This is a genomic window from Mucilaginibacter metallidurans (genome assembly GCF_003286435.2).
GTDB lineage: Bacteria > Bacteroidota > Bacteroidia > Sphingobacteriales > Sphingobacteriaceae > Mucilaginibacter > Mucilaginibacter gossypii.
The window spans coordinates 621503-644806 of record NZ_CP043449.1; the positions used below are offsets into that span (position 1 = coordinate 621503).

10 protein-coding genes are annotated in these 23304 nt (G+C 44.1%); 5 read left to right on the forward strand and 5 right to left on the reverse strand.

The window, feature by feature from the left end:
- Positions 1 to 8 precede the first annotated feature (8 nt).
- From DIU38_RS02815 to DIU38_RS02835, 5 genes are all read right to left on the reverse strand, one after another.
- The gene (locus DIU38_RS02815; protein WP_112656586.1) at positions 9 to 3149 is read right to left on the reverse strand and encodes a SusC/RagA family TonB-linked outer membrane protein; all 3141 of its coding nucleotides are present in this window, start codon (positions 3147 to 3149) and stop codon (positions 9 to 11) included.
- Between the two features lie 1093 nt (positions 3150 to 4242).
- Positions 4243 to 5649 carry a sugar porter family MFS transporter gene (locus tag DIU38_RS02820; protein WP_112656592.1) on the reverse strand — a complete coding sequence of 469 codons (1407 nt, stop codon included), beginning with the start codon at positions 5647 to 5649 and terminating at the stop codon, positions 4243 to 4245.
- Positions 5650 to 5656: 7 nt separating this feature from the next.
- Entirely contained in the window at positions 5657 to 8539 is a 2883-nt protein-coding gene (locus DIU38_RS02825) for a glycoside hydrolase family 38 N-terminal domain-containing protein (RefSeq protein WP_112656594.1), read from the reverse strand.
- A gap of 53 nt (positions 8540 to 8592) precedes the next feature.
- The gene (locus tag DIU38_RS02830) at positions 8593 to 10395 is read right to left on the reverse strand and encodes a class I mannose-6-phosphate isomerase (RefSeq protein ID WP_243770883.1); all 1803 of its coding nucleotides are present in this window, start codon (positions 10393 to 10395) and stop codon (positions 8593 to 8595) included.
- 70 nt (positions 10396 to 10465) lie between these two features.
- Positions 10466 to 11200, reverse strand: coding sequence for a GntR family transcriptional regulator (locus DIU38_RS02835; protein WP_091169993.1), 735 nt, complete (start codon positions 11198 to 11200; stop codon positions 10466 to 10468).
- A gap of 314 nt (positions 11201 to 11514) precedes the next feature.
- Here DIU38_RS02835 and DIU38_RS02840 point away from each other — a divergent pair, with 314 nt between their 5' ends.
- The 5 genes from DIU38_RS02840 to DIU38_RS02860 all read left to right on the forward strand — a co-directional run bounded on the left by DIU38_RS02840 (position 11515) and on the right by DIU38_RS02860 (position 23259).
- A complete protein-coding gene (locus DIU38_RS02840; RefSeq protein ID WP_112656596.1) occupies positions 11515 to 12813 on the forward strand; it encodes a GH36-type glycosyl hydrolase domain-containing protein in 1299 nt (432 codons plus the stop codon).
- Between the two features lie 206 nt (positions 12814 to 13019).
- A complete protein-coding gene (locus tag DIU38_RS02845; RefSeq protein WP_112656598.1) occupies positions 13020 to 16094 on the forward strand; it encodes a SusC/RagA family TonB-linked outer membrane protein in 3075 nt (1024 codons plus the stop codon).
- A 46-nt stretch (positions 16095 to 16140) separates the two neighbouring features.
- Entirely contained in the window at positions 16141 to 17649 is a 1509-nt protein-coding gene (locus DIU38_RS02850) for a RagB/SusD family nutrient uptake outer membrane protein (RefSeq protein ID WP_112656600.1), read from the forward strand.
- A gap of 468 nt (positions 17650 to 18117) precedes the next feature.
- Entirely contained in the window at positions 18118 to 21297 is a 3180-nt protein-coding gene (locus DIU38_RS02855; protein ID WP_112656602.1) for a SusC/RagA family TonB-linked outer membrane protein, read from the forward strand.
- Positions 21298 to 21312: 15 nt separating this feature from the next.
- Positions 21313 to 23259: a RagB/SusD family nutrient uptake outer membrane protein gene (locus tag DIU38_RS02860; RefSeq protein WP_243770584.1), complete on the forward strand. Its 1947-nt coding sequence runs from the start codon at positions 21313 to 21315 to the stop codon at positions 23257 to 23259.
- The last annotated feature ends 45 nt before the right edge of the window (positions 23260 to 23304 follow it).

Below are 23304 nucleotides of genomic sequence, written 5' to 3' on the forward strand. Positions count from 1 at the left end.
TTTATCATTTAGAAATTAACATTTACACCTGCAGTCATCACACGGACCTGAGGATACGCTTCGGCCCTTGTTTGGTCTGTAGTTTGTTCCGGGTCAAAGCCTTTGAATTTGGTGAACGTAAAGGCGTTTTGCACATTGGCATAGATTCTCAAAGAGCTTAACCCGATCTTTTTAATAGCAGCCGGACTTAAGGTGTATCCTAATTCAATATTTTTTATCCTCAGATAGGATGCATTCTCTACATAAAAGGAAGAGTGAATATTGTTTCTAACCCCATCCAATGTAAGGCGCGGGTAAGTATTGGATGGATTTTGAGGCGTCCACCTGTTTAACCACCAGGTACCAAGGTTGGCAAAGCCGCTGAAAGGTGAAGCAATTTCATAATAGGTATAACCCTGCATGCCTTGTACACCTTGTAAAAACGCCCCAAGGTCAAAGCCTTTCCAGGCCACATTGAAATTGAAAGCATACGTTACACTTGGAAACTGCTTCCCTATAACTTTACGGTCATGATTTTGGTCAACTATACCATCGCCATTAAGGTCGGCATATTTAATATCCCCCGGTTGTGCGTTGTAATCGCTTACTTTAACAACACCTGGTTTAAGTGTGTAAGTACGATTTGCGTAAGGGATGGACGCATCGCTATTGTTTTGCCATGTAAAGTCGGAAATTTGGTAGATACCGGTCATTTGGTATCCGTAGAACGAATTAATAGCGGAACCAACAACAATCGCCTTTGGAGATGTAAACTGCTGTGGCACGTTCATGGACAGGATATTGTTTACAATGTGCGAAACGTTCAAAGCTGTTCTTAATTTAATACCATTATCAAATGCCTTTTTATAGGAGATACCGAGCTCAAAGCCTTTGTTTTGTACTTCGCCTGCATTAGCCATTGGCGCCGACTGTGCGATTGTTAGTGGAATTGGCTGAGTCAACAGCAGGTTCTTAGTTCTTTTATCAAAATAATCTGCCGTAATCTCAATGTTATTATGAAGAGATATATCAAGGCCCAAATCCAATTGCTGAGCTGTTTCCCAGGTTAGGTCCTTGTTGGTCATCGCTGTAATAGCAACGCCGGAATAAAGTGTTCCGCCAAACGAGTAATTCTGACCAGAGCTTAGGATATCGCTGCCATTATAGTAATTGCTGATATTTTGATTACCTAAAAGCCCCCAGGAAGCACGAACTTTCGCAAAATCAAGCCAGCTCAGGTTTTTCATAAAGCTTTCCTTCGATATTACCCACCCAGCTGAGAATGAAGGAAATGTACCCCACTGTTTGCCTTGTGCAAACCTGGAAGAGCCGTCCCTCCTGATATTGGCTTCAAATAAATATTTTTCATCAAAAGCATAACTGAAACGGCCAAAGTATGAGCGAAGGCCAAGAGCATAGCTGCCGGCATTATTGGTCTGTGTAGCTGCATCGCCCAGGTTTAATACACGTTGTGTGTTGTTTACAAAATGTGCACGATAGCCGCTTTGCCAATCGTAGGTAAACTCCTCTTCACTGTAACCGCCTAATAAATTGAATGAATGATGGTTGATGGTTTTATTATACTTTAGTAAACCTGTGAGTAACGAGTGACCGTCAATCTCGCTTGACGTAGTCAGATCGGAAGGTAATTGCGTAATCGTTCCGTTTTGATTTTGTAAGGTTACATTGGCATGAAAGGCATTGCCATTAGTGGAGATAACGTTATAACCGTAGGTAAGCTGCGCGCTTAAACCTGGCAGAATTTTATATTCAGCTTCGGCCTGTCCGCTAAAATTATAGCGTTTTGTAAGGTTTGTACTCCCTTCTTTAATTTCACCGTAATAGTTGCGTTCGCCGTTAACAGAAACCCACTTGCCGTTGGCATCCTTAAGTGGATGTATTGGCGCTAAAGTTGCATACCATTCGGCGTTCCACAGGTCTGTCGGTTCATTTTTTATCCCCACGTTTCCAGATATATTGCCCGAAACACGGAGTTTTTTATCTTTTAGATGATAACTGTCAAGATTAAGGCGGAAGTCGGTTTTTTTATAATTGGTTTCAACCAATATACCGTCCTGATCCAAATGTCCCAGCATAAAGGAGTAGTTAACATTATCACTCCCCCCCGTTGCGCTTACCCGGTGATTTTGCATGTAAGCGTTACCGTAGTATACGTCGAAATAATTGATATCGGGGTATAATGGGTTGTTATGCGCCGCATATTTTTGTATTATCGAGTCGGGATATGTAGGAGGCGCGCCACTATTTATATCAGCCTCGTTATGCAGTGTAGTATATTGAACCGAGTTTAGTACTTTAGGTAGCCTTGTCGGGCTCTGAATACCTGCATATCCGCTGTAATTAACACGGACTTTGCCTGCAGATCCTCGTTTAGTAGTAATTAAAATAACGCCGTTTGCAGCACGGTTACCGTAAATAGCCGATGATGCCGCGTCTTTAAGCACCGAAATTGATTGAACATCATTAGGGTTTACATCGCCGATTGCCCCGGGGAAACCGTCAACTAATACTAATGGGGAATTATCTCCAAAAGTTCCAACGCCGCGGATATCTATGACTGTATTATCATCTCCCGGTTTACCCGAACTTTGCAGTGCAAAAACACCGGAAACTGTACCTTGCAATGCCTGGCTGGTATTTGTTAAGGGTCTGCTTTCCAGATCCTGCATATTTACAATACCTACAGAGCCAGTAAGGTTTTCTTTCTTCTGCGTTCCATAACCTACTACTACAACATCGTTGAGCGTTTTCATCGATGGCTGAAGCTTTATGGCGATATCAGTCTTTCCGCCTACGGCTATTTCAACTTTCTCGTAAGAGATGTAGGTTACAACGAGCACGGCATTTTCCGGCACATTGTTAAGTTGAAAGTTTCCCTTTATATCACTTAGCGTACCTTTATTAGTTCCCTTGACACTGATAGAAACACCTACCAGGGGCTGGCCGTTGGAGGCGTCTATGACGGATCCTTTTACCGTAATCGCAGCTTTATCAGGAGCTATTTTAGCGATTATAGGGCCGCTTTTGTGAATTAAATTTGGAATTGACGCGTTAGCACCGATTGGCAATATAAATAATGCCAAAGTTTTAAGTGTGGTGCGAAAACCCCTGGAATACAAATAATTTGAAATAAGTAATTTTCGTTTCATAATTGGGTTATTAATAATTTAGATTTTTGGGTATTGACAAAAGACAGTTATGTAAACGCTGTTGGCATGTCAGACACCAACAACCGAAAGGCATAATTTAAATGAAGCTTTCAGGGTTAACAATAAAGGACAATTGCCCGGGCAGTATTTATCCCGACATTTCTCGAGATCGTTTTCAGTTAAGATGCATGCGGCTTCTCTTTCCAGGGAGCATGCGCTGCGTTCGGTTTTTTTTTCATCATGGGTTTTAATTAACAGTATGTTTGGTTGCACGAATAGTCATCTCTGAATGACCATTCGGGAGATGCAAAGTCTTTGAAAAACACAGAAAACAAAAGGGGCTAACCAGCAAAAAAGAGGGGACAAAAGGGGAGTTTTTAGTTGAAAAAAGCACTTAGTGGATAAATCACAGCATATTGCTCGAGGGAGGCAATCATCTAATGAGAACGCGTTTTGTAGCACTTATAGTCTTCAATTGCCACCGGTTTCGCCATTCAATTCGCATACCTGGCAACTGGGCAATGTAAGGCCAGCGGTTAAATGAACTGCACTTCCTGTAGTAATGATCGCGTTGAGTTACACTGTACCAGGGATTAAAGGCTTTGATTGATGATGCCAAGCTGAAAATAGCCAGTACAGATAAAGCTAAAGCCAGGTCAGCATGGACTATGCGGACTGGCTAGGAAGATCGCTTCAAACGGTACAATGGAAAGCGTCGCCAGTTGGAAAAGGCATCGTATCCCGTTTTGGAAGATCGATGGAGGACATACTATTACACAAAGTTATTCGGTAAATACCGCTGCTAATGCCATTAGGCTTTGGGTGATAAGTACAGCTATTACCGTGGCCTCACAAAGCTCGATTTATCCGACCAGAGGTCCTACGGTGGGCATACAGGCGGTGCATTTGTTTCAGCTAAAAACGAAGTGATTAAAAATATACCTTTTACGTTATAAAGAACGTTAATGCCCTAAATAATACGATTGGGGGCGACCTGCGATACTCAGAAAATTGCCAACCTGTTGCTGGGAGTGAACCTCAGGCGGAAGGTTAAGCAGCAATCTGAAGTGACCTTTCTGAATGCAAATTCAGATTAGTGCCCAGCCCAGATTTCCTGAACCTCCTCCAACGATTTTCCTTTGGTTTCGGGAACCATTTTATACACAATCAGTAAAGAAAAAAAGCAACACGCCGCAAAGAACCAGAAGGTGACCGCCGGCCCGATTGAATTTAAAAACATAGGGGTTAGCTGCCCTACGATTGTATCTGCCACCCACATGGTCATGATGCTTAAGCCTAAAGCCCGACCTCGGATCCTTGTTGGATAAATTTCGGATGCGATAACGAATTTTAACGGCCCTATCGAGAACGCGAAACAAGCTAAAAACAGGATGATGCTAACAACTAATGCAATGCCGGTTGTAGCACCTGTATAAAAGCAAACGCCGGTAAAAATAAGGCAAACCGTGGCACCTAAAGCACCGGCTATATATAAGGGCCTGCGCCCCATCTTATCAACTTTCCAAATAGCTATTAGCGTAAAAGCAAAGTTAGCAATGCCAAATATGATTTGGCTAAGCAGGGCGTTGCTGATATTGATGCCTGCATCGCTCAATATTCTGGGGCCATAATAAATAACGGCGTTAATACCACTGAACTGAGAGAACAGCGGCAGTAGCAAGCCAATTAGGAATGGTTTACGCATAGCTGGTGCAAATATCTCGCGGTAGGTGCCTATGTCACGGCTTTGGGTGTTCTTTATCAGTGTTACGTCTTTTAGAGCCGTTGCATAGTCGGTTACTTTTGAGAGGACGGCAATGCCATCGTCGGTTTTTCCGTTTTGAATAAGCCAGCGTGGGCTTTCTGGTACAAAGCACAGGCCAACAAAAAACAGCAGGGCAGGGATGGCGCCCAGGCCAAGCATGCTGCGCCAAACTTCTTTAACCAACACCAGATCGATAATTGTACCTAAGTAACTGCTCTTATGGTGTAATGAAAAATTAAGTAAACCGGCATTGGTAAGGTAAGCTACAAGAATGCCCGCGGTGATAGCCAATTGATAAAAAGTTACCAGGCGGCCGCGTATCCGTGCCGGGGCAATTTCTGATATGTACAGCGGTGCCACAATTGATGCTACGCCAACACCCATACCGCCCAGCATCCGGGCTAAGATAAGCAAGGTAAAGCCCGATGACAAGGCCGATCCCAGGGCAGAAAGTAAGAAGAGCACCGCCGATAACATCAGCATTTTTTTACGGCCTACCCGGTCGCTTAAGTCCCCCGAAAAAGCTACACCGATAATACACCCAATGAGTGCAGATGATACGAACCAGCCTTCGGTAGCGGCCGATAGTGCGAACTGGCTTTTCACAAACGGGAGCACACCCGAAATAACGGCCATATCAAAACCAAAAAGCAGGCCTCCTAATGTGGCTATAAGGGTTACAGCGGTTAAAAACAGGGCGGAGGTTTTGGTTTCCGGCGATAGTTTTTGTTTCATGGCGATTTTATTTTTCGATGCGTACAGTGATTATTCCTTTTGCCGGAATCTTAAAATTGTTATCAAGTGCGGCCACCTTTTCTTCGGTCAGATTGCTTTTCCATATCTTTATCGTCGCTTTTGCTTTCGGAGTGATGCTCACTTCACTATCGCCGGTGCTCACTATCTGCGCAATAACGCCATTGCCATCATCGGCAGGTTTTAAGGATTCTACATAGATCTGCCTACCACCGATATTAAAAAACAGTTCGTCATCCTGATTGTCCGAAGCGGAAACTACTAAAGGCTGATGATTATTAAGGCCAAACCGGTTGGCATCAAAACTATCGTATCCTAAGGCGTGTGAACGGAAGATATAATGGAAGGTGGCCGGCCCTTTTTCCTGTTCGGCGCGGAAATTGGTATGCCATAAGTTGTTCATTACCCACGAATAAATCTTTGGCGACTGCGCAGTGAATGTTAACCACTGCGGCGCGTGATGCAAACCACCAAGCAAATCGGCAGTTGTGATCTTGCCTATCTCAAACAAAGGCGCATCCGGACTTGACCAGGTAATACCGAACGCCGCGTTTGAAACATCAACCCAGCGCTGCATGGTAAACCAATTTTTATTGGCGTTAGGGAGCTGGTCGGCTTCGACAGCAGCACTCCCCCATGGAATACTATAACGTACCTGCGCACCTGGAACACTAAACGGAAACGCGAAGTGAACGCTCTCTTTAGAGCGAATACTTTCCTTATCAATGGTATTGATCAGCTCAATTTTATCAAGCCCGTTAACCAGCCTGATTTCGCGGGTTAAGCCATAGGCTCCGGGCGCTTTTGAGGTAACCAAAAGGCTCACCACCAATGGCCCATCTTCTTTAACGCTAATGATGGCGTCGGTACTTGTTCGCTGGCGCTGCAGCGAATCGCCGGGCATATAAATGTATTTGTTAAAACCGGTGCTATCCACCAATACCTGTTGTTTGCCACCCCCGGTCTTTACCAGTTTGCTTATATCGCCGGTTTTACTGTCAACTGTAACAGTGTAGATGCCGTTAGTCAATCCGTTTAACGAAATGACAGCTTTGCCCTTTGCAAAAGCTTTACCACGGTTAATAGTGTAAGTTTTTTTACCAAACGCCGGTACCCCTGTGGCAACAAAAGCCAGCTCGCCCGAGCTTAAACGTTGCGATGGGATGGTATTGCCTGTTGCATCTTTAACCAGGTCGCCCGCTTTGCTTAAACCGGCCGGTACATAAACAACATCGGTACGAGGCCATGATAGGGTATTGTAAACGTCTACCTTATTTGCTGCTGCTGTTTTTATAGCCAATATCAAATTGCTGAGCGAATCGGTTTGTTTTTGGGCGCTTAGTGCATAGCCTTTTTTAATAGTCCACTCGCTTTTAACTTTTGCATCTTCGGGGTCGTCAACGCTGTTATATGCGCCCCAGGTATGTTCATTGTAAAGCAGCAGGTTTTCCCAGGTGTCGTCAAAATCATCAACAGGGTAGGCTCGTTTATTACGGATGGCCGAGAGGGCCGATGCCTGTTTCAGCTTATCAGATGTTTGGCGGCTGATGGCTGTTTCTTTCGCTGCTGACGACACGCCGTCCGTCCAGTACTCAGTATAATCGCCTGTGAACGACGGGATTTTGTCTTGATATTGTTTCTCGAAATCCTGGAAAAATTGTTTTACCGAGGTGATCACCAGTTTTGGCGAGGCAAAATGCTCGTTCCAGCTTTTAACAGCATCGGGAAGTTCAGGATCGATAGGAGCGTTATCGCTCATAGCCCAGGTTAACAACGACATGTTATACGGGAAGTTATTTTGTTCAAGGCCGCCGAGATATTGGAAAAGGTGCGGGTTTAGAAAATTATCCGATGGGTGACCAGTGTAAAAAGGTTTAGGATCGTCTATAGTAAAAAAATTAGGGATCCTGGTTCCTTTTAGCGCATAGCCTATCGAGTAAGGCTGGCATTGCCAGAACAGTAGTTTTTGTTTACCCGATGGCGAAATCCAATAAAATGGTTTATCCTGCCATTTGGCCAGGTTGCCTATCCTGTCGGATGCGTTTGGGCCTGATAAAAAGTATTTGATCCCGGTTTGTTCGCTTTGCGCAGCAAGGCCCCAACTGGCGCCCGGCACATCGCCCTGGAACATGGTATGGATCTCAACCCCATGAGTCTTAGCCAGTTTTTGCGATTTGGCGAACATTTGCATCAACTGGTAGGAGTCTGTCATACTGGTATTGATATTACCGTAAGCGCCATCCAAATTAATCCATCCTTTTTTCACCGCGTCCCAAAAGCGCTCTTTTTTAGCTTCATCTGCCGCTTTCAGGTAATTATCAACTACCCAAATGGCTTCTGTTGTCCATTTATAGCGGGCTTCCACTGGGTAATTGGCCGTTTTTTTAGCCAGATCAATAGCCTCATCAATATTATCCATGTGCAGCTTCAAAACCTTTGCCTGTGTGTTGGTGTAACCGATATCTACATGCGAGTGAGGGAGGATATACATGGTCCAGTTGTTACGGGCCGGTTCAACAATGCAGCGGGCCATATAGGTTTGCCCGCCGGAATTTAAGGTAACAGTAACCTGTGCTGCAGAAGTTATTGGCGAGCCGGGAAGCGGAAGCTCAAATACATCAGTGCCCTCTTTACTGGCCGGTATTATAACATGATCGGTTATGCCATTGAAGGAAACGGTGGCCTCTGTGGCTGCGAAGTTTTTACCTTCATGAAATAGCAGCCGAGCCATTCTGCGGGGCTGGCCCTGGTAATTGATATAGGCAATTGTTGGTTGCAGGGTGATTCCATTAAAATGCTTACCACCTGTTTGCGCCATTGCTGATGTGCATATGAAAATGAATGCCGACAGGATGGAAAAAATCTTATTCATAACTTAGAAGGTTTTAAGAGGATGCGTTTTTGAGTTTGACTTAAGCAGAGATATTAACAACATTCGTCTTTAACAAAAGCTTTGATAACCTTAGCCCTTGTTTTGCCCGTATTTTTAAGTGTATAGCTTTTAGCCGCGGCCGGAATAATAAAGGTTTCGGCATAATGAATAACCTGTTCACGACCGTTAGTGATCACCGCAATGCTTTCGCCCTCAACCAGGCTCAATACATGGCATTGGTTATTGGTATCTTCAGTTATCTCGGTATCAAACTCTAAGCGCTCAACAGCGTAAAAGTGTTCAGGATGAGTTGATAGGTTAATGATTTCCCAGTCATCGCCTTTTTTTAAGGTGGTTTGTTTGGAGATGAGAGTTTCGGTCACTACGTCACCTTTCCTTTCGAAATTGAGGTTTTCAAAGGCCCGGTCGATATTCAGCGTTCGTGGATTTCCGCTTAAGTCGGGACGGAGCCAGTCGTACATTTTAAAGGTAAAGATGTACGGCGTGGCGCTGATCTCCAGTACCATATTATTTTTTCCCGAGCAATGTACCGTACCATTCGGGATCAGGAACAAGTCGTGCCTGGTTGCCGGGAAGGTTTGTACGTAGTCTTTGATCTCTACCGGTTCGTTTTGCTCAAAACTGTTCTCTAAAACACTCCTGAATTGTTGTTTATTGATAGTTTCCTGGAAACCAAGGTAAACTTCGGCGCCTGGTTTTGCATCGAGGATATAATAAGTTTCATCCTGCGTAAAATCTTCGCCGAAGTTATTTTTAATATATTCAACAGAAGGGTGGCATTGTAATGAAAGGTTGCCGCCGTCAAAAGTATCCAAAAAATCAAACCGGATAGGAAAAGCATCGCCAAACCTGGCTGCCGCTTTGCCTAAAATGGCTTCGTTATCCAGTAATAGCAAGGTATCCAACGATACCTCTAACATATTGTTGCCGCTTTGCAGCAGGATGCCGTTTTCCGGGGCGATAAGTTCAAATGACCAGGCATAGTTTACAACATCTTTGTTCAGCCCATTGATGTTGTTTTTAATCCATTGGCCTCCCCAAATCCCGGGCTCAAACCATGGCCTGGCCCTAAACATGTGACTGGACATGGTTTTAAGTCCGTTTCTTAACGCATCGCCAGTTGTCCACGATATTTCATTGATCCTTTGCTCATCGATGATTGCATCTATCGCAGGCAAAAGCTGTTTTTTATGCTTGTTGAGTACTGGCCAATCTATAAAGTAAAAACGTTTGTATTGATTTTTGGGATCGGAAGGCTGCTTTTCGCCAAGGTTGCAGATTGCGTTGGCCCTTGACCGGAACTGGATCTCATTTTTAGGAACATCGATATATAGCAATGTGCATTTCCATCCGGCAAGAGCGGCACCCGCACCATACAATATGTTTAATTTGTTTGGTTCGGGTTTAATACTTTGAAGCTTTTCTACGTCAAAAAAATCGCTCAGTTCTCCATCGTATAACTTACCAAATAACGGGTCATCGCCACCATCGTAATTAGCGGTTATTTCATGAATAATGCTTTCCGGTTTTAATGTTTTATTTACATTAATCCAATTGGCCTGGATGCCTAAAGCGGCAAATTCATCGTTCAGACAGGAGATAAGTACATCCCAATATACGCCCGAATAGCCATCTATAACGATATCATGGTTGCATGTAACGATCCAATTGGCTAAAGTTTTATAGCCGGTATATATTGGCCCGTCAATGTCGAAAGTGGGGTAAATGTCATACTCCTGCCTTTTCGCAGCCTTCTTCAAATCCGGAAGCAGAAACTGTTTGGTGTTCCTCATTGTTTCGATATTAACCGAGTTCAATAAAATAGATTTATTCATGCACTTATATGTTGTAATGTGCAAACATATTTTATTTCGTTTATATTTCAAATAAGTCAAAAAAATAAATTTAGGAACTGCGCCTGCTTTCTACCGTATAAACAAAGCTTTCGGCTTTATAATAGCCCAGGTTATACTCCATCGGCCGTTCGCCCTGATCGTAAACAAATCGTTTCCTGATCAAAACAGGACTGCCCGGATCTATCTCCAGTTTGCCTGCTATGAATTTATCGGCTGCCTTGGCGCTTATTTCTTCCTTTGACAGGTCTGCAACTACAGAATGCTCACTCTCAAGCATTTCGTAAAGTGGTTTCTTGAAATCTTCTTCGCCTGTAAGCCCGATCCTTGGATGAAAATACGAAATAAAATATACAAAAGCCTCTTCGGCGTTTCCCCTTAACCTTTCCATTTTCAAAATTTTCTTATCTGTTTTGATATCGAAAAAATTCGCGATATGATCTTCGGGAAAGACCCAGCTAATATGAAGCTCGTAATTTTTTATGGGGATGCTGCGGGCTTCCATCTCCTGTGTAAAGCTCAACCAATTCATTGATTTGGAGCTCATTTTGGCATGGGCCACTTTGGTTCCGAGCCGTTTTTTTCTCACCAGTAGCTCTTCGTAAACCAGTTTGTTAATGGCCTGACGTAAAGTGGTGCGCGATATAGCCAGCTTTTTAGCAAGGTCAACCTCATTAGGCAATAATTTACCTGCCTGATATTCAGGCTCGCGGATGAGCTCTCTTAGCAGGTTCTCTGCCTGGATATGTAAGGGTACGGCGCTTTTATGATCGATGGAAATTTTCATAATGAATTAAGTGGCAAGGTAGTAATTTATCAGGAAAACGGCAGGAGCCGGCATGTAGTGGTATCACTTTTGGAGGAGGAACATCTACGGAGTAGAAAAAGGTTGAATTTTTTTATAATACGGTTTTGGGGTTCAGTAGCAGCTTCCTTTACTAAGGTAATTTTCTGACCTCTGTTCATTTTTTATCATAGTTAATAAAAAAACTTTGGAAAAACTTTGGAATATAATATTATGATACTATGTTTGTACATACTATAACAATCTGTCTCCATTTCTATCTGGTAAGGCAGTAACCTAATTACATATTTACCTGCATGAAAAAACGTTTACTCATTTCTACGGCATTGTCTTGCTTTATTTTTTCCATTGCCGGAGCACAACAGTCCTCCAACAAAGCTTTGGCGGGGAAAATTCTTGCCGATATCCGGCTTGATACAGTCCAGGCGAAAGCTTTACAACTGTTATCCGGTTTTTCTGCAGGTACATCCTACAGCGAGGTGTGGATCCGCGATTTCAACACTTTCATCAATGGCTCATTAAAAGTACATCCCAAAAAAGAAGTAAAAACCAAACTATTAATGTTTTTCCGCATTCAGGGCCAGGGCGGGGATATTGTGGATGGTGTAGTTGACAGCGCTAAAGCCAGTGTAGGTTATAAATATCGCTACTCATCCTTATTGCCGGGTTGGGCAGCGCATAAAAACACGGTAGAGACCGACCAGGAATCGTCATTGATCCAGGCTGTGAAAAAATACATTGATTTTACCGGAGACCAATCTATTTTAAACGAGTGTATTGGTGGTAAAACGATTTTGCAACGAATGGAGGCGGCGCTGGCCTATCTGCATAAAGATCGCTGGTCGGAAAAATATGGTTTGATAACCGGGGCCACCACTATTGATTGGGGCGATGTGCAATCCGAAAACGGCTGGGGCGTGGCCATTAATGATAAAACCAAATGGGCTTTGGATATTTATGATAACGCCATGTTTGTGAAGGCAGTTCAAGATTTCCTTGCGATGGCACCTCGAGGCTACAAAGCCCAAACTGATTGGAAGGCCGTTGCCTCAAAAGTCACTGCCAATGTTCGTAAATACCTTTGGGATGCTGCCGCTCAAAAATATATCCCACATATTTACCTTGACGGCAGCCCTTTCTCATCGGATTTTAATGAAAAAGAGATCTTATACACCGGTGGATCCATATGTGCTATCATAGCGGGGTTTAACACTCCGGCTGAAGTTTTGGAAATAAACAAACAAATGCTTGCAGCCGCGGCTAAAGAAAAGCATGCCACTATCGGCATCACAGTGTACCCCCCTTATCCTGAAAAGCAATATCCAAACATGAAGCCTTATAGTTATCAAAACGGCGGCGACTGGACATGGTTTGGCGGACGAATGATAGCACCGCTCATTATCTATGGTCACCCGCAGGAAGCTTACGCCGAGTTGTCACCGATGCTCGACAGGATGCTTGCCAACAAGGGCTTTTTTGAATGGTATGATGTGCAATCCGGCGCACCAAAAGGCTCGGGCGATTTCAGGGGTGAGGCAGGTGTTTTATATGATGCCATTACGGCACTAAGGCAATGGGCTGCAAAAAACCGGTAGTCTGCCAGCCAACAAGCTGGACGTAAACTAAAGCAAACTATAATCCAAATTCATGAAAAAAAATGATGCCATAAAGGCAATCCGGACTTTTTTGCCCTTTCTGAAGGGCAACTTCCGGCCTTGCGGCGGTTATAAACCGCCATGAATGCTTCGCAGAGAAGTGTCCCTATAATTGCCAGTTTAAAAACAACCTACTAAACAATGTTATGAAGAAAAATCTTATCTACTCAATTCTGCTCACCTTGCTGTCGCTGCACACGATGGCGCAGGTTAAGATCAGCGGCAAGGTAACCGATGCTAAGGATAATTCAGCTTTACCTGGTGTAAGTATCAAAATAAAGGGCACCCAGGGTGGTACCCAGACGGATCTTAACGGAAATTACACGATACAGGTAACCAGTGCCAAACCTGTATTGATATTTTCATATACAGGTTATGCCAGCCAGGAAATATCAACCGTTGGCAAAACTGTCGTTAACGTGCAGTTAGCTGGCACGTCCAGCGCCCTTAACGAAGTTGTGGTGATCGGCTACGGAACTGTTAAAAAATCGGATCTTACCGGCGCTGTTACCGGCATCAAAGGCGATCAGTTAAATGATAAACCCGTGGCTAACGTAACTCAGGCCCTGCAAGGCAAAATAGCCGGTGTGGAAGTTAGTGTTAACAGCACGGCCCCCGGCGCGGGCGCTAAAGTGAGAATTAGGGGTATCGGATCCATCAACTCCAATGTTGATCCATTATATGTGGTGGATGGCGTGGTTGGAGTTGATCCAAACTCTATCAACCCGCTGGATATAGCCTCGGCCGAGGTGTTAAAAGATGCTTCGTCCACAGCTATTTACGGTTCGCGTGGTGCCAATGGTGTAATTATGATCACTACAAAACGTGGCCGTACTGGTGCTGCAACTATTACTTATGATGATAACTTTAACGTAAGCGAACTGTATCGCCATTTACGCACTTTAAACTCGGCCGAGTTTGTTAAAGTTTACAATGAATCATTCGCCAACGGTCAAAAATTTGACCCGGCTGGAGGGGTATGGGCACCACCGGTTGCATTAAACCATGCTAATTTCCCTAAGCTTTTTGACGCTAATAATAACCCAATTTATGATACCAATTGGGAAAAGGAAACCTACAAGCCAGCATTTTCTCAAAGTCACCAGTTAAATATTCAGGGTGGCAGCGAAAAATCGCTTTACAGCTTATCGCTTGGCTATTTTAACCAGAATGGTCTTGCGCCAACATCGGCCTTTAAAAGATATACCATCAAAATGACAATGGATAACGACCTGAAAAGCTGGTTGAAAGTGGGCGGCAGCATCAACCTCATCAGCAGCAGGCAACGTTTAGTTACCGATGGCAACGGTGGCCTGAACGTGCCAAGGGACGTATCAGAAGAGGTGCCAATAGTACCTGTTAAATATCCTGATGGCGCGTGGGCTGGTAATTATGACATTGCCGGTCTTGAGGGCGCGCCAAACCCGGTGCAGGTTGCCAACGAGCGTTATACGCTTAACAATAACCTGCAAATGTTAGGTAACATCTATTCCTTGTTCCACATTACAAAAGAGCTGGATTTTAAAACAGATTTCGGCTATAACTTAAGCGCTCAAAAAAATAACTTCTATTCAGCAGGCGATCTGCCGCACTTATCACAGGATCAGGGAGGTGTAGCTAATGTAAACGCTTATAATAATTACTACTGGCAAACAGAAAATTACCTTACCTGGAACAAAAAGATCAACGAAAGCCAGCGCTTCACCGCCTTGTTAGGTATCTCGTTCCAGCAACAAGGGTATGCGCGGGTACGCTCAGAAACGCAGAATTTTATTGATGATATTTTTCAGTACCACTACGAGCAGGCCGGTTCTGTAAGGAGCGCCAATGAAACGCAGGATGAAAAATCATCATTAAGTTCATACTACGCCCGTTTAACTTACAATCTGGATGAAAAATACCTGTTTACCGCAACCGGCCGGTACGATGGCTCATCGCGGTTTGGGGTGAATAATAAGTATGCATTCTTCCCTTCGGTGGGTGCCGCCTGGCGTGTATCGCAGGAGAATTTCCTGAAGGATAACCATACCATCACCAACATGAAATTGCGGGCCAGTTACGGTACTTCGGGTAACCAGGAGATAGGTAACTATCGGTCGCTGGCACAGATCCAGCCGAGCACCACGGTTTTGGGTGGGGCTGCTCAGTCAACATTGTTGCCAAGCTATATTGGTAACCCTAACTTAAAGTGGGAACGTTCCGTTCAGTTTGATGCCGGTTTGGAGTTAGGTTTATTTCATGATCGTGTAAACCTTAACCTTGATTATTATAACCGCACAACTAAAGATCTGTTGTTGCAGGCGCCTATACCATGGTCTGCCGGTGAAACCAATGCCAATGTATATAAAAACGTAGGATCGGTGCGCAACTCAGGTGTCGAGGTTAGCCTGAATACCCTAAACGTTAAAACACCCGATTTTGAATGGAGCACCAATTTTATATTTACTACCAATAAAAACAAAGTTTTAAAACTAAACGATAACGGTGCGGACATCTTCCCAGGCCCTAATTTTCTCGGTCAAAACTTTGTGATCAGGGTTGGCGAACCTATTGGTTCGTTTTATGGTATGACAAGGCTTGGTACCTATAGCACTTCGGCCGAGGATGTAGCCGAAGCCGCTAAACACAGTTTAAAGCCCGGCGACAGGAAATATATTTACAATCCGGATGGCAGTAATTATTATAGTATCATCGGCCGCGCTTATCCTAAATGGACGGGCACTTTCAGCAGCAGCTTCAGATATAAAGCTTTCGATTTTTCGTTCGATATCCGCTTTGTTCAGGGAGTAAATACTGCCGCCAACTTTAAACACTCGGTTGAAGACAGGCAAACCCTTTCAAACAGTTTGGCCAGCGTGCTTAACGCCTGGACACCTAATAACCAGAATACATATATTTCGCAGGTGCGTAATTACAAATTCGCGCAGGATTCGCATTTCGATACATGGTGGGTTGAGGATGGTTCGTTTATTCGCGGCCAAAACTTTACGTTGGGCTATACCTTGCCACAGCCGGTGCTTAAAAAGCTTCATGCCAATCGTTTCAGGATCTACGCAAGTGTTCAAAACGCGTTCATCATAACCAAGTATACCGGTTATGACCCGGAGGTGGATACCTTCAATTCAAGCTACGGGTCGAACGGTTCGTTCTCGCAGAATTTAGATTTCTTCTCAAACCCTCGCCCCCGTGTATGGAACCTTGGTTTACAGGTAACTTTTTAAACAGGGGTAGAGGATCGATTGATAGTTTAATTTAAATTATATAAAAATGAAAACCATAAAAAATATATTGCTTGTAGGGCTGGTGCTGTTTGCATGCTCCTGCAAAAAGTTTTTGAAGGAGGAGCCTACCAGTTTCCTTACGCCCGAGTCGAATGTATCGAGTGTTAAGGTGGCCAGGGCTTTTGCCAATTCGGGTTACCAAAACCTGCAGGGCTTTTTATCGGGCCAAAGTGGCTCGTACGGTGGTAATACCTGGAATTTGATGGAATTTATGACCGGCAAATCGGGCAGCGACCTTGGGCAAACCGGTTACGTAAATTACCAAAACCTAACTTATAGCACCACCTCATTTTATTTTGATACCTGGTGGCAGCAAATGTACCTTGGTATAGGTGCCTGTAACCTGGCTATTGGTAAAATACCTGCTATCAGCGCCCCCGGCCTTACCGATGAGGTAAAAAATAACATGCTTGCTGAAGTAAAAACCCTGCGCGCGCTTTATTACTTTCAGTTGGTACGTATGTACGGCGCGGTGCCAATGGTTACCGAAACGCCTAAAGACCTTAACCTGAATATCCCGCGCACCGCAGCTAAAGATATCTATGATAAAGTGATCATCCCCGATCTTTTAGCTGCCGAAAAATCAACGCTGCCATGGAAGGATAACACCGGCAAAGTATCAATGGGTGCTGTTGAGGCCTTACTGGCCGATGTGTATTTAACCTACGCAGGGGCTGCGATCAATGGCGGTAAAACATTCTACGCCGAATCGGCCAAGCGCTCACTTAACGTGATCCAGAATGGTGGTTATACACTATTCCCGGAATATACCGACATGATCAAACCAGCAAATAAAAATACAGGTGAATTTATATTCCAGGTGCAATATGCGGCGGCGGTACCATCGTCAAATCCGCTTACACCGCTTACTATTCCAAATTTTTCGGGTGTTTCGCAATATTCAGATGAGTATGGCTCGGTTTATCCTACAACTCAGTTTTTAGCATCGTTTGCTGCTGGCGATAAACGAGTACAAGAAAAGCAGTTCTTTTACTCCAGCTATACCAATACAAAAACGGGCAAAAAAATTACTTTCCGCAGCCCCTATATCTACAAGTGGTTTGATTCTACCGCAGTTAATACCACGTTAAAATCTGATCTTAACTACACCCTTTACCGTTTGGCCGATGTTGAGTTGATGTACGCCGAAGCATCAAACGAAGCCGAAGGCGCACCAAATGCTACGGCTATATTGATGGTTAATAATATCCGCGCAAGGGCTAAGCTGGCCCCGATAGGGGCGTTAACTCAATCAGTATTTGAGCAGGAGGTGTGGTTGCAGCGGTATTTTGAGCTCTGCTTCGAAAATAAAATGTGGTTTGATATGCTCCGAACCCGCAAAGTTCATAACGATGTTACTGGTAATTGGGATAATTTTATAGGCCATAAAACAGTATTTGGCGCCACGTTTACCGATAAACAGCTGCTGTTCCCGCTGCCTAAACAGGAGACAGATGTCAATCCGAAATTGTTACCTAATAATCCGGGTTTTTAAAGGGAAAGTAATCTGAAATTTATTTATAATACAAACAGTAAAAGGCCGCGCACGCGGCCTTTTACTGTTTGTGAGTTTGACTCATAGCTGCTTCTCAAGCATGCAATTTACAAAGGTAGGATAACCTGCAACGTGGTTTGTCCTGCTGAAGATGCCGTTGCACGCCCCTACATAAAAAAACTTCATCCGCTTTATAACAGCCTCTTGCAAAAAATCAAAATCTATCCTGTTTAATAAATTGACCATACATAATTTAAATGTTTGTACAATTTTATTGATTTTAATTTTATTTATAAAAACCTCTTAAATTAAGAATTGAAGCCTAATAAGGCTATTTTACTATAATGTACTTAAAACAAGCCTGTTGTTGAATAAATTATTAAACTGCATAATTTGTTAATTTAAATTTAAATATGTAATTATGTATGTACAATATTATAAAAAATTAATACTAAACCAAATCATTCTATGGTTCAAAGAATCTTTACCTATCAAAATTTAAAATTCCTGGGTTCTTGTGTTCTTTTAATGTTCCCGATCGGATTGGTGGTACACGGCCAAACTTCGTTTACGGTTAAGGGAAAAATAACGGATACCAAAGGCGTAACCATGCCGGGAGTTAGTGTAACCATTAAGCACAGCCCGCGAGGGGTTGTAAGTGATAACGCAGGCGACTATGTGATCAGTTTACCAAAGGGCAGGGATACACTGGTGTTCTCCTTCCTTGGGTTCGTTAAACAGCAAATTGTGCCTGGCGACCGCCACACCATCAACGTCGTATTACTTGATGATAAAAACGACCTGAACGAAGTAGCGGTAGTAGCCTACGGCACGCAAAAAAAGGAGAGCATGGTAAGCTCCATCACTACCATTAACCCTAAAGAGATCAAAGGCCCTACCAGTAACCTTACCACCATGCTTGCCGGGCGCATTTCAGGTTTAATATCCTACCAGCGTAGCGGGGAGCCAGGCTATGATAATGCCTCGTTCTTTGTCAGGGGAATTACCTCTTTTGGTTCCGGTAAAATCGATCCGTTGATATTAATAGATGGTATGGAATCGGCAGCGAACGAGCTTGCCCGTCTCCAGCCGGACGATATCTCGGCATTTTCGGTTTTGAAAGACGCGGCTGCATCATCATTATATGGTGCACGCGGTGCTAATGGCGTAATTTTGATCACCACTAAAACGGGTAAAAGCGGCGATACACGGTTTAATGTGCGCCTTGAAAATTCAACATCAACCAATACCGAAAACTTCAGGCTCGCCGATAATATCACTTACATGAACCTGGCCAACGAAGCCGCCCTTACCAGGAATCCATTAGCACCTTTACCATATTCGCAAAACAAGATAGATCATACGGTTGCAGGTGATAATCCGCTTTTATATCCTAATAATGATTGGATTGGTTCGCTGATAAAAAAATACACCAATAACCAAAGGTTTAACTTAAACCTCACCGGCGGCGGCACTAAGGCGCAATACTATATAGCTGCTACCGCTAACCAGGATAACGGTGTTTTAAAAAACCAAAGACTCAATAACTTTAGCAATAATGTTAAACTGAAAAGTTACGAGATCCGGTCCAACATCAACGTTAAGCTTACCCCCACTACCGAAGGCATCCTGCGTACCTCCGGCGATTTTGATGATTATTCTGGACCAATAGGTGGTACAGATGCTAATGGCAACACCGTTAGTGGTGGTACAAGGGTTTTTAACAGCACGCTTAATGCCAATCCCGTATTGTTTCCGGCTATTTTCCCGGCATCAGATCTGCCTTATGTAAAACACCCGCTTTTTGGCAATGCCGCTCGGGGCACTAATGGCGAGGTGTATACCAACCCTTATGCATCCATGGTATCGGGGTTTCAGCAATACAGCACATCAACGCTTAACGTTCAGCTGGAGTTAAAGCAAGACCTGAAGTTTATTACCGAAGGTCTTTCGGCAAGGGGAATGGTTTATACCAAGCGCTATTCATACTTCAACTTAAGCAGGCAATACATCCCATTTTATTATGCTGCAAGCCCCTCGGTAAGCGATCCTAAAGGTTATACCATTTCTCTCCTGAATGAAGGCACCGCTACTGAGTACCTTAACTACACACAAGGCGATAAACTGGTAAACACCACCACATATGGCGAGCTTGCCTTGAACTATAACCGCACTTTTAACAAGCTGCACAATGTAAGCGGTTTGCTTATCGGCATCAGGCGCAACTACCTTAACGGTAACGCCGGCACCCTTACATCATCCTTGCCTTTCCGTAACCAAGGTTTATCCGGAAGGTTTACTTATGGGTTTGATGGTCGCTATCTTTTTGAAACCAACTTTGGTTATAATGGCTCAGAACGTTTTGCTCAAAATAACAGATATGGTTTTTTCCCGTCTGTGGGCGTGGCATGGAATGTAAACAACGAGAAGTTCTTTAAGCCGCTTGAGCATGTTATTAATAAACTCAAGTTCCGCGCAACCTACGGCCTTGTTGGTAATGATCAGATAGGCAACGCCGGCGACAGGTTCTTTTACTTATCAAACGTAACGTTGAATGATCCGGCTTATGGGGCCACTTTTGGCGAAAACGGCGGATATACAAAAAATGGTGTATCTATTTCAAGATATGCCAACGAAGGTATCACCTGGGAGAGGTCGAAAAAATTAAACTTAGGTATGGACTTAGGTTTATTTGATTCCATGAACCTTATTGTAGATGCCTACAAAGAACGCCGGAGCAATATTTTGATGGATAGGGCATATATCCCAACCACGCTCGGCCTTACCGCCCCGGTTAGTGCCAACGTTGGTGTTGCTGAGGCAAAAGGCTTAGATGTTGCTATGGATTACAATAAAAACTTTGGGAAATCGTGGTTGCAAATGCGGGGTACTTTCACCTATGCCACCAGCAAATTGCTGGTTAACGAAGAGCCGCAGTACCCATCTAACATGCTATATCTTTCACGGGTTGGCCAGTCGCTTACACAGGCCTACGGATTGATAGCAGAGCGTTTGTTTGTGGATGATGAAGATGTGAAAAATTCGCCCAAACAGAACTTTGGCGAAGTAAGGGGTGGAGATATCAAATACCGCGACCTGAACGGCGACGGGCAGATTACCAACCTGGATATGGTGAACGGGTTAGGATACCCAACCACTCCCGAAATTATTTATGGTTTTGGCTTTACCTATGGATATGGTAATTGGGAGCTTAGTTCGTTTTTCCAGGGTTCGGCACGGTCATCGTTTTTTATCAATCCAAGCCAGATCTCGCCATTTGTGGCCAACGGGCCCGATCAGCATGGTTTGTTGGATGTGATAGCAAAAGATCACTGGTCGGAAGATAATCGGAACCTTTACGCTTTTTGGCCAAGGTTAAGTTTAACACAAAATAGTAATAACAATCAATCATCAAACTGGTGGATGCGTAACGGATCATTCCTGCGGATGAAGAGCACTGAACTGGCTTATAACATCAGAGAGAAAACACTTAAGCGGTACCATATCTCTTCTATCCGCCTTTATCTCAATGGTACCAACCTATTCCTGCTTAGTAGCTTTAAGCTGTGGGATCCCGAGCAGGGCAGCAATGGCCTTGGTTACCCGGTACAAAAGGTGTTTAACATCGGCGCGAACATTACATTTTAAACCAATTCAAATCGCATGAAAATTTTATCTGTATATAACCAATATTTCGGGCATATCCCGGGGAGGATGGTAAAGCTTTTGCTATTAGTTGTATTGCTTACCGGGATAGCCTCCTGCAAGAAAAGCTACCTTGATGTAGTACCCGATAATGTGGCCACGCTCGATAACGTATTCGCTAACCGTACCGAGGCCGAAAAATACCTGTTCACCTGCTATTCATATCTTCCGCAGGAGGGCAACCCAGATAAAAATCCCGGCTTTAGCGGCGGTGACGAGGCCTGGACCTATTGGCCCATGACAGAGGATTACTTTTTCCTTGACCCTTACAACATTGCCCGAGGCGAACAAAACAGGGCAGACCCATACATGAACTATTGGGACCAGTTTGATAACCGTAACCTATGGCAAGGCATCAGAACATGTAATATATTTTTGGAGAACATCGACAGAGTGGCGGATCTGCAGCCTTATGTAAAACTAAGATGGATTGCCGAAGCCAAGTTTATCAAAGCTTACCTGCATTGGTACCTGTTCAGGATGTACGGGCCAATACCTATCCTTGATAAAAATCCGCCGATAACAGCCAACCCCGGGGTGTTTAAAGTGTTCAGGCAGCCGGCCGACTCGGTGGTGAACTACATTGCTAAACTGATAGACGAGGCCGCCGCGGGTGATGCCAATACCGGCTTACCAAGCACCATTACCAGTACTACTACCGAATTGGGCCGTATTACCAAAGTTGCAGCTTTAGCTATTAAGGCCAGGGTGCTGGTAACAGCTGCCAGTCCGCTTTTTAATGGTAATAACGATTTTGTCGGGTTTAAGGGAGTTGATGGCAAATTGCTGTTTAACCCGCAATACGATGCTAAAAAATGGACACGTGCTGCCAACGCCTGCAAAATAGCCATTGATGCTGCCGCGGCCGCGGGCCGTAAGTTGTACTATTTTTCAAGTACAGATGTAGCGGTTGATGGTGCTACTAAAATTGAAATGAACATTCGTAATGCCATTTGTGAAAAGTGGAACAACGAACTGATCTGGGGTCTTACCTCCGAGGCGGCAGCTTCAACCTTCTGGTTGCAACAATATGCCTGCCCGCAAATTGATCCGGATAACATTAACCTCAGTTTGAAAGGCAAATTGGCCCCGCCGCTAAAAATGGCAGAGCTATTCTATACCAAAAATGGTGTGCCGATAGAGGAAGACAAGACCTGGAACTATGCCGATAGGTTCAAACTGCGAACCGTTACCAATTTGGACACCTGGATGCAGGAAGGCTATCAAACTGTAGGTCTTCACTTTGAACGCGAGCCCCGTTTTTATGCCGATCTGGCTTTTGATGGTTCAACCTGGTTTATGCATAATGGCAACTATAATATCCAAAGTAAGTCTGAACAGTACACCGGCAAAAAGCAAAGTCGCCTGTATTCGGTAACCGGGTATTACACCAAAAAAGTAGTTAACTGGAACCTTGTTTATTCAAAAACAAATGTCACTATCGAATCATATCCATGGCCGGTTATGCGCCTTGGCGATCTGTATTTGTTATACGCGGAAGCATTAAATGAAACAGGTAACCCCGCTGCCGCATTGCCTTATCTTAACCAGATCAGGGCAAGGGCGGGTTTGAAATCGGTTGAAAGCTCATGGGCTACTTATTCAACCAATCCTACCAAATACACTACGGTTGACGGCTTACGGGATATCATTCGCCAGGAGCGCGGGATAGAAATGGCTTTTGAAGGCAGTCGCTTCTGGGACCTCCGCCGCTGGAAAACCGCGCCACAGGTATTAAGCGCGCCAATATACGGCTGGGATATTATACAATCCACCTACGAGGATTATAACCGTCGGGTATTACTGTTCACGCCGAAGTTTGTTGCCCCGAGGGATTACTTCTGGCCGATAAAAGAAACCGATTTGCAGGTTAACCCCAATCTGGTACAAAACCCAGGATGGTGATTGGCTTAAACGACATTAAAAATGGAGATCATTTTAAAATATAAG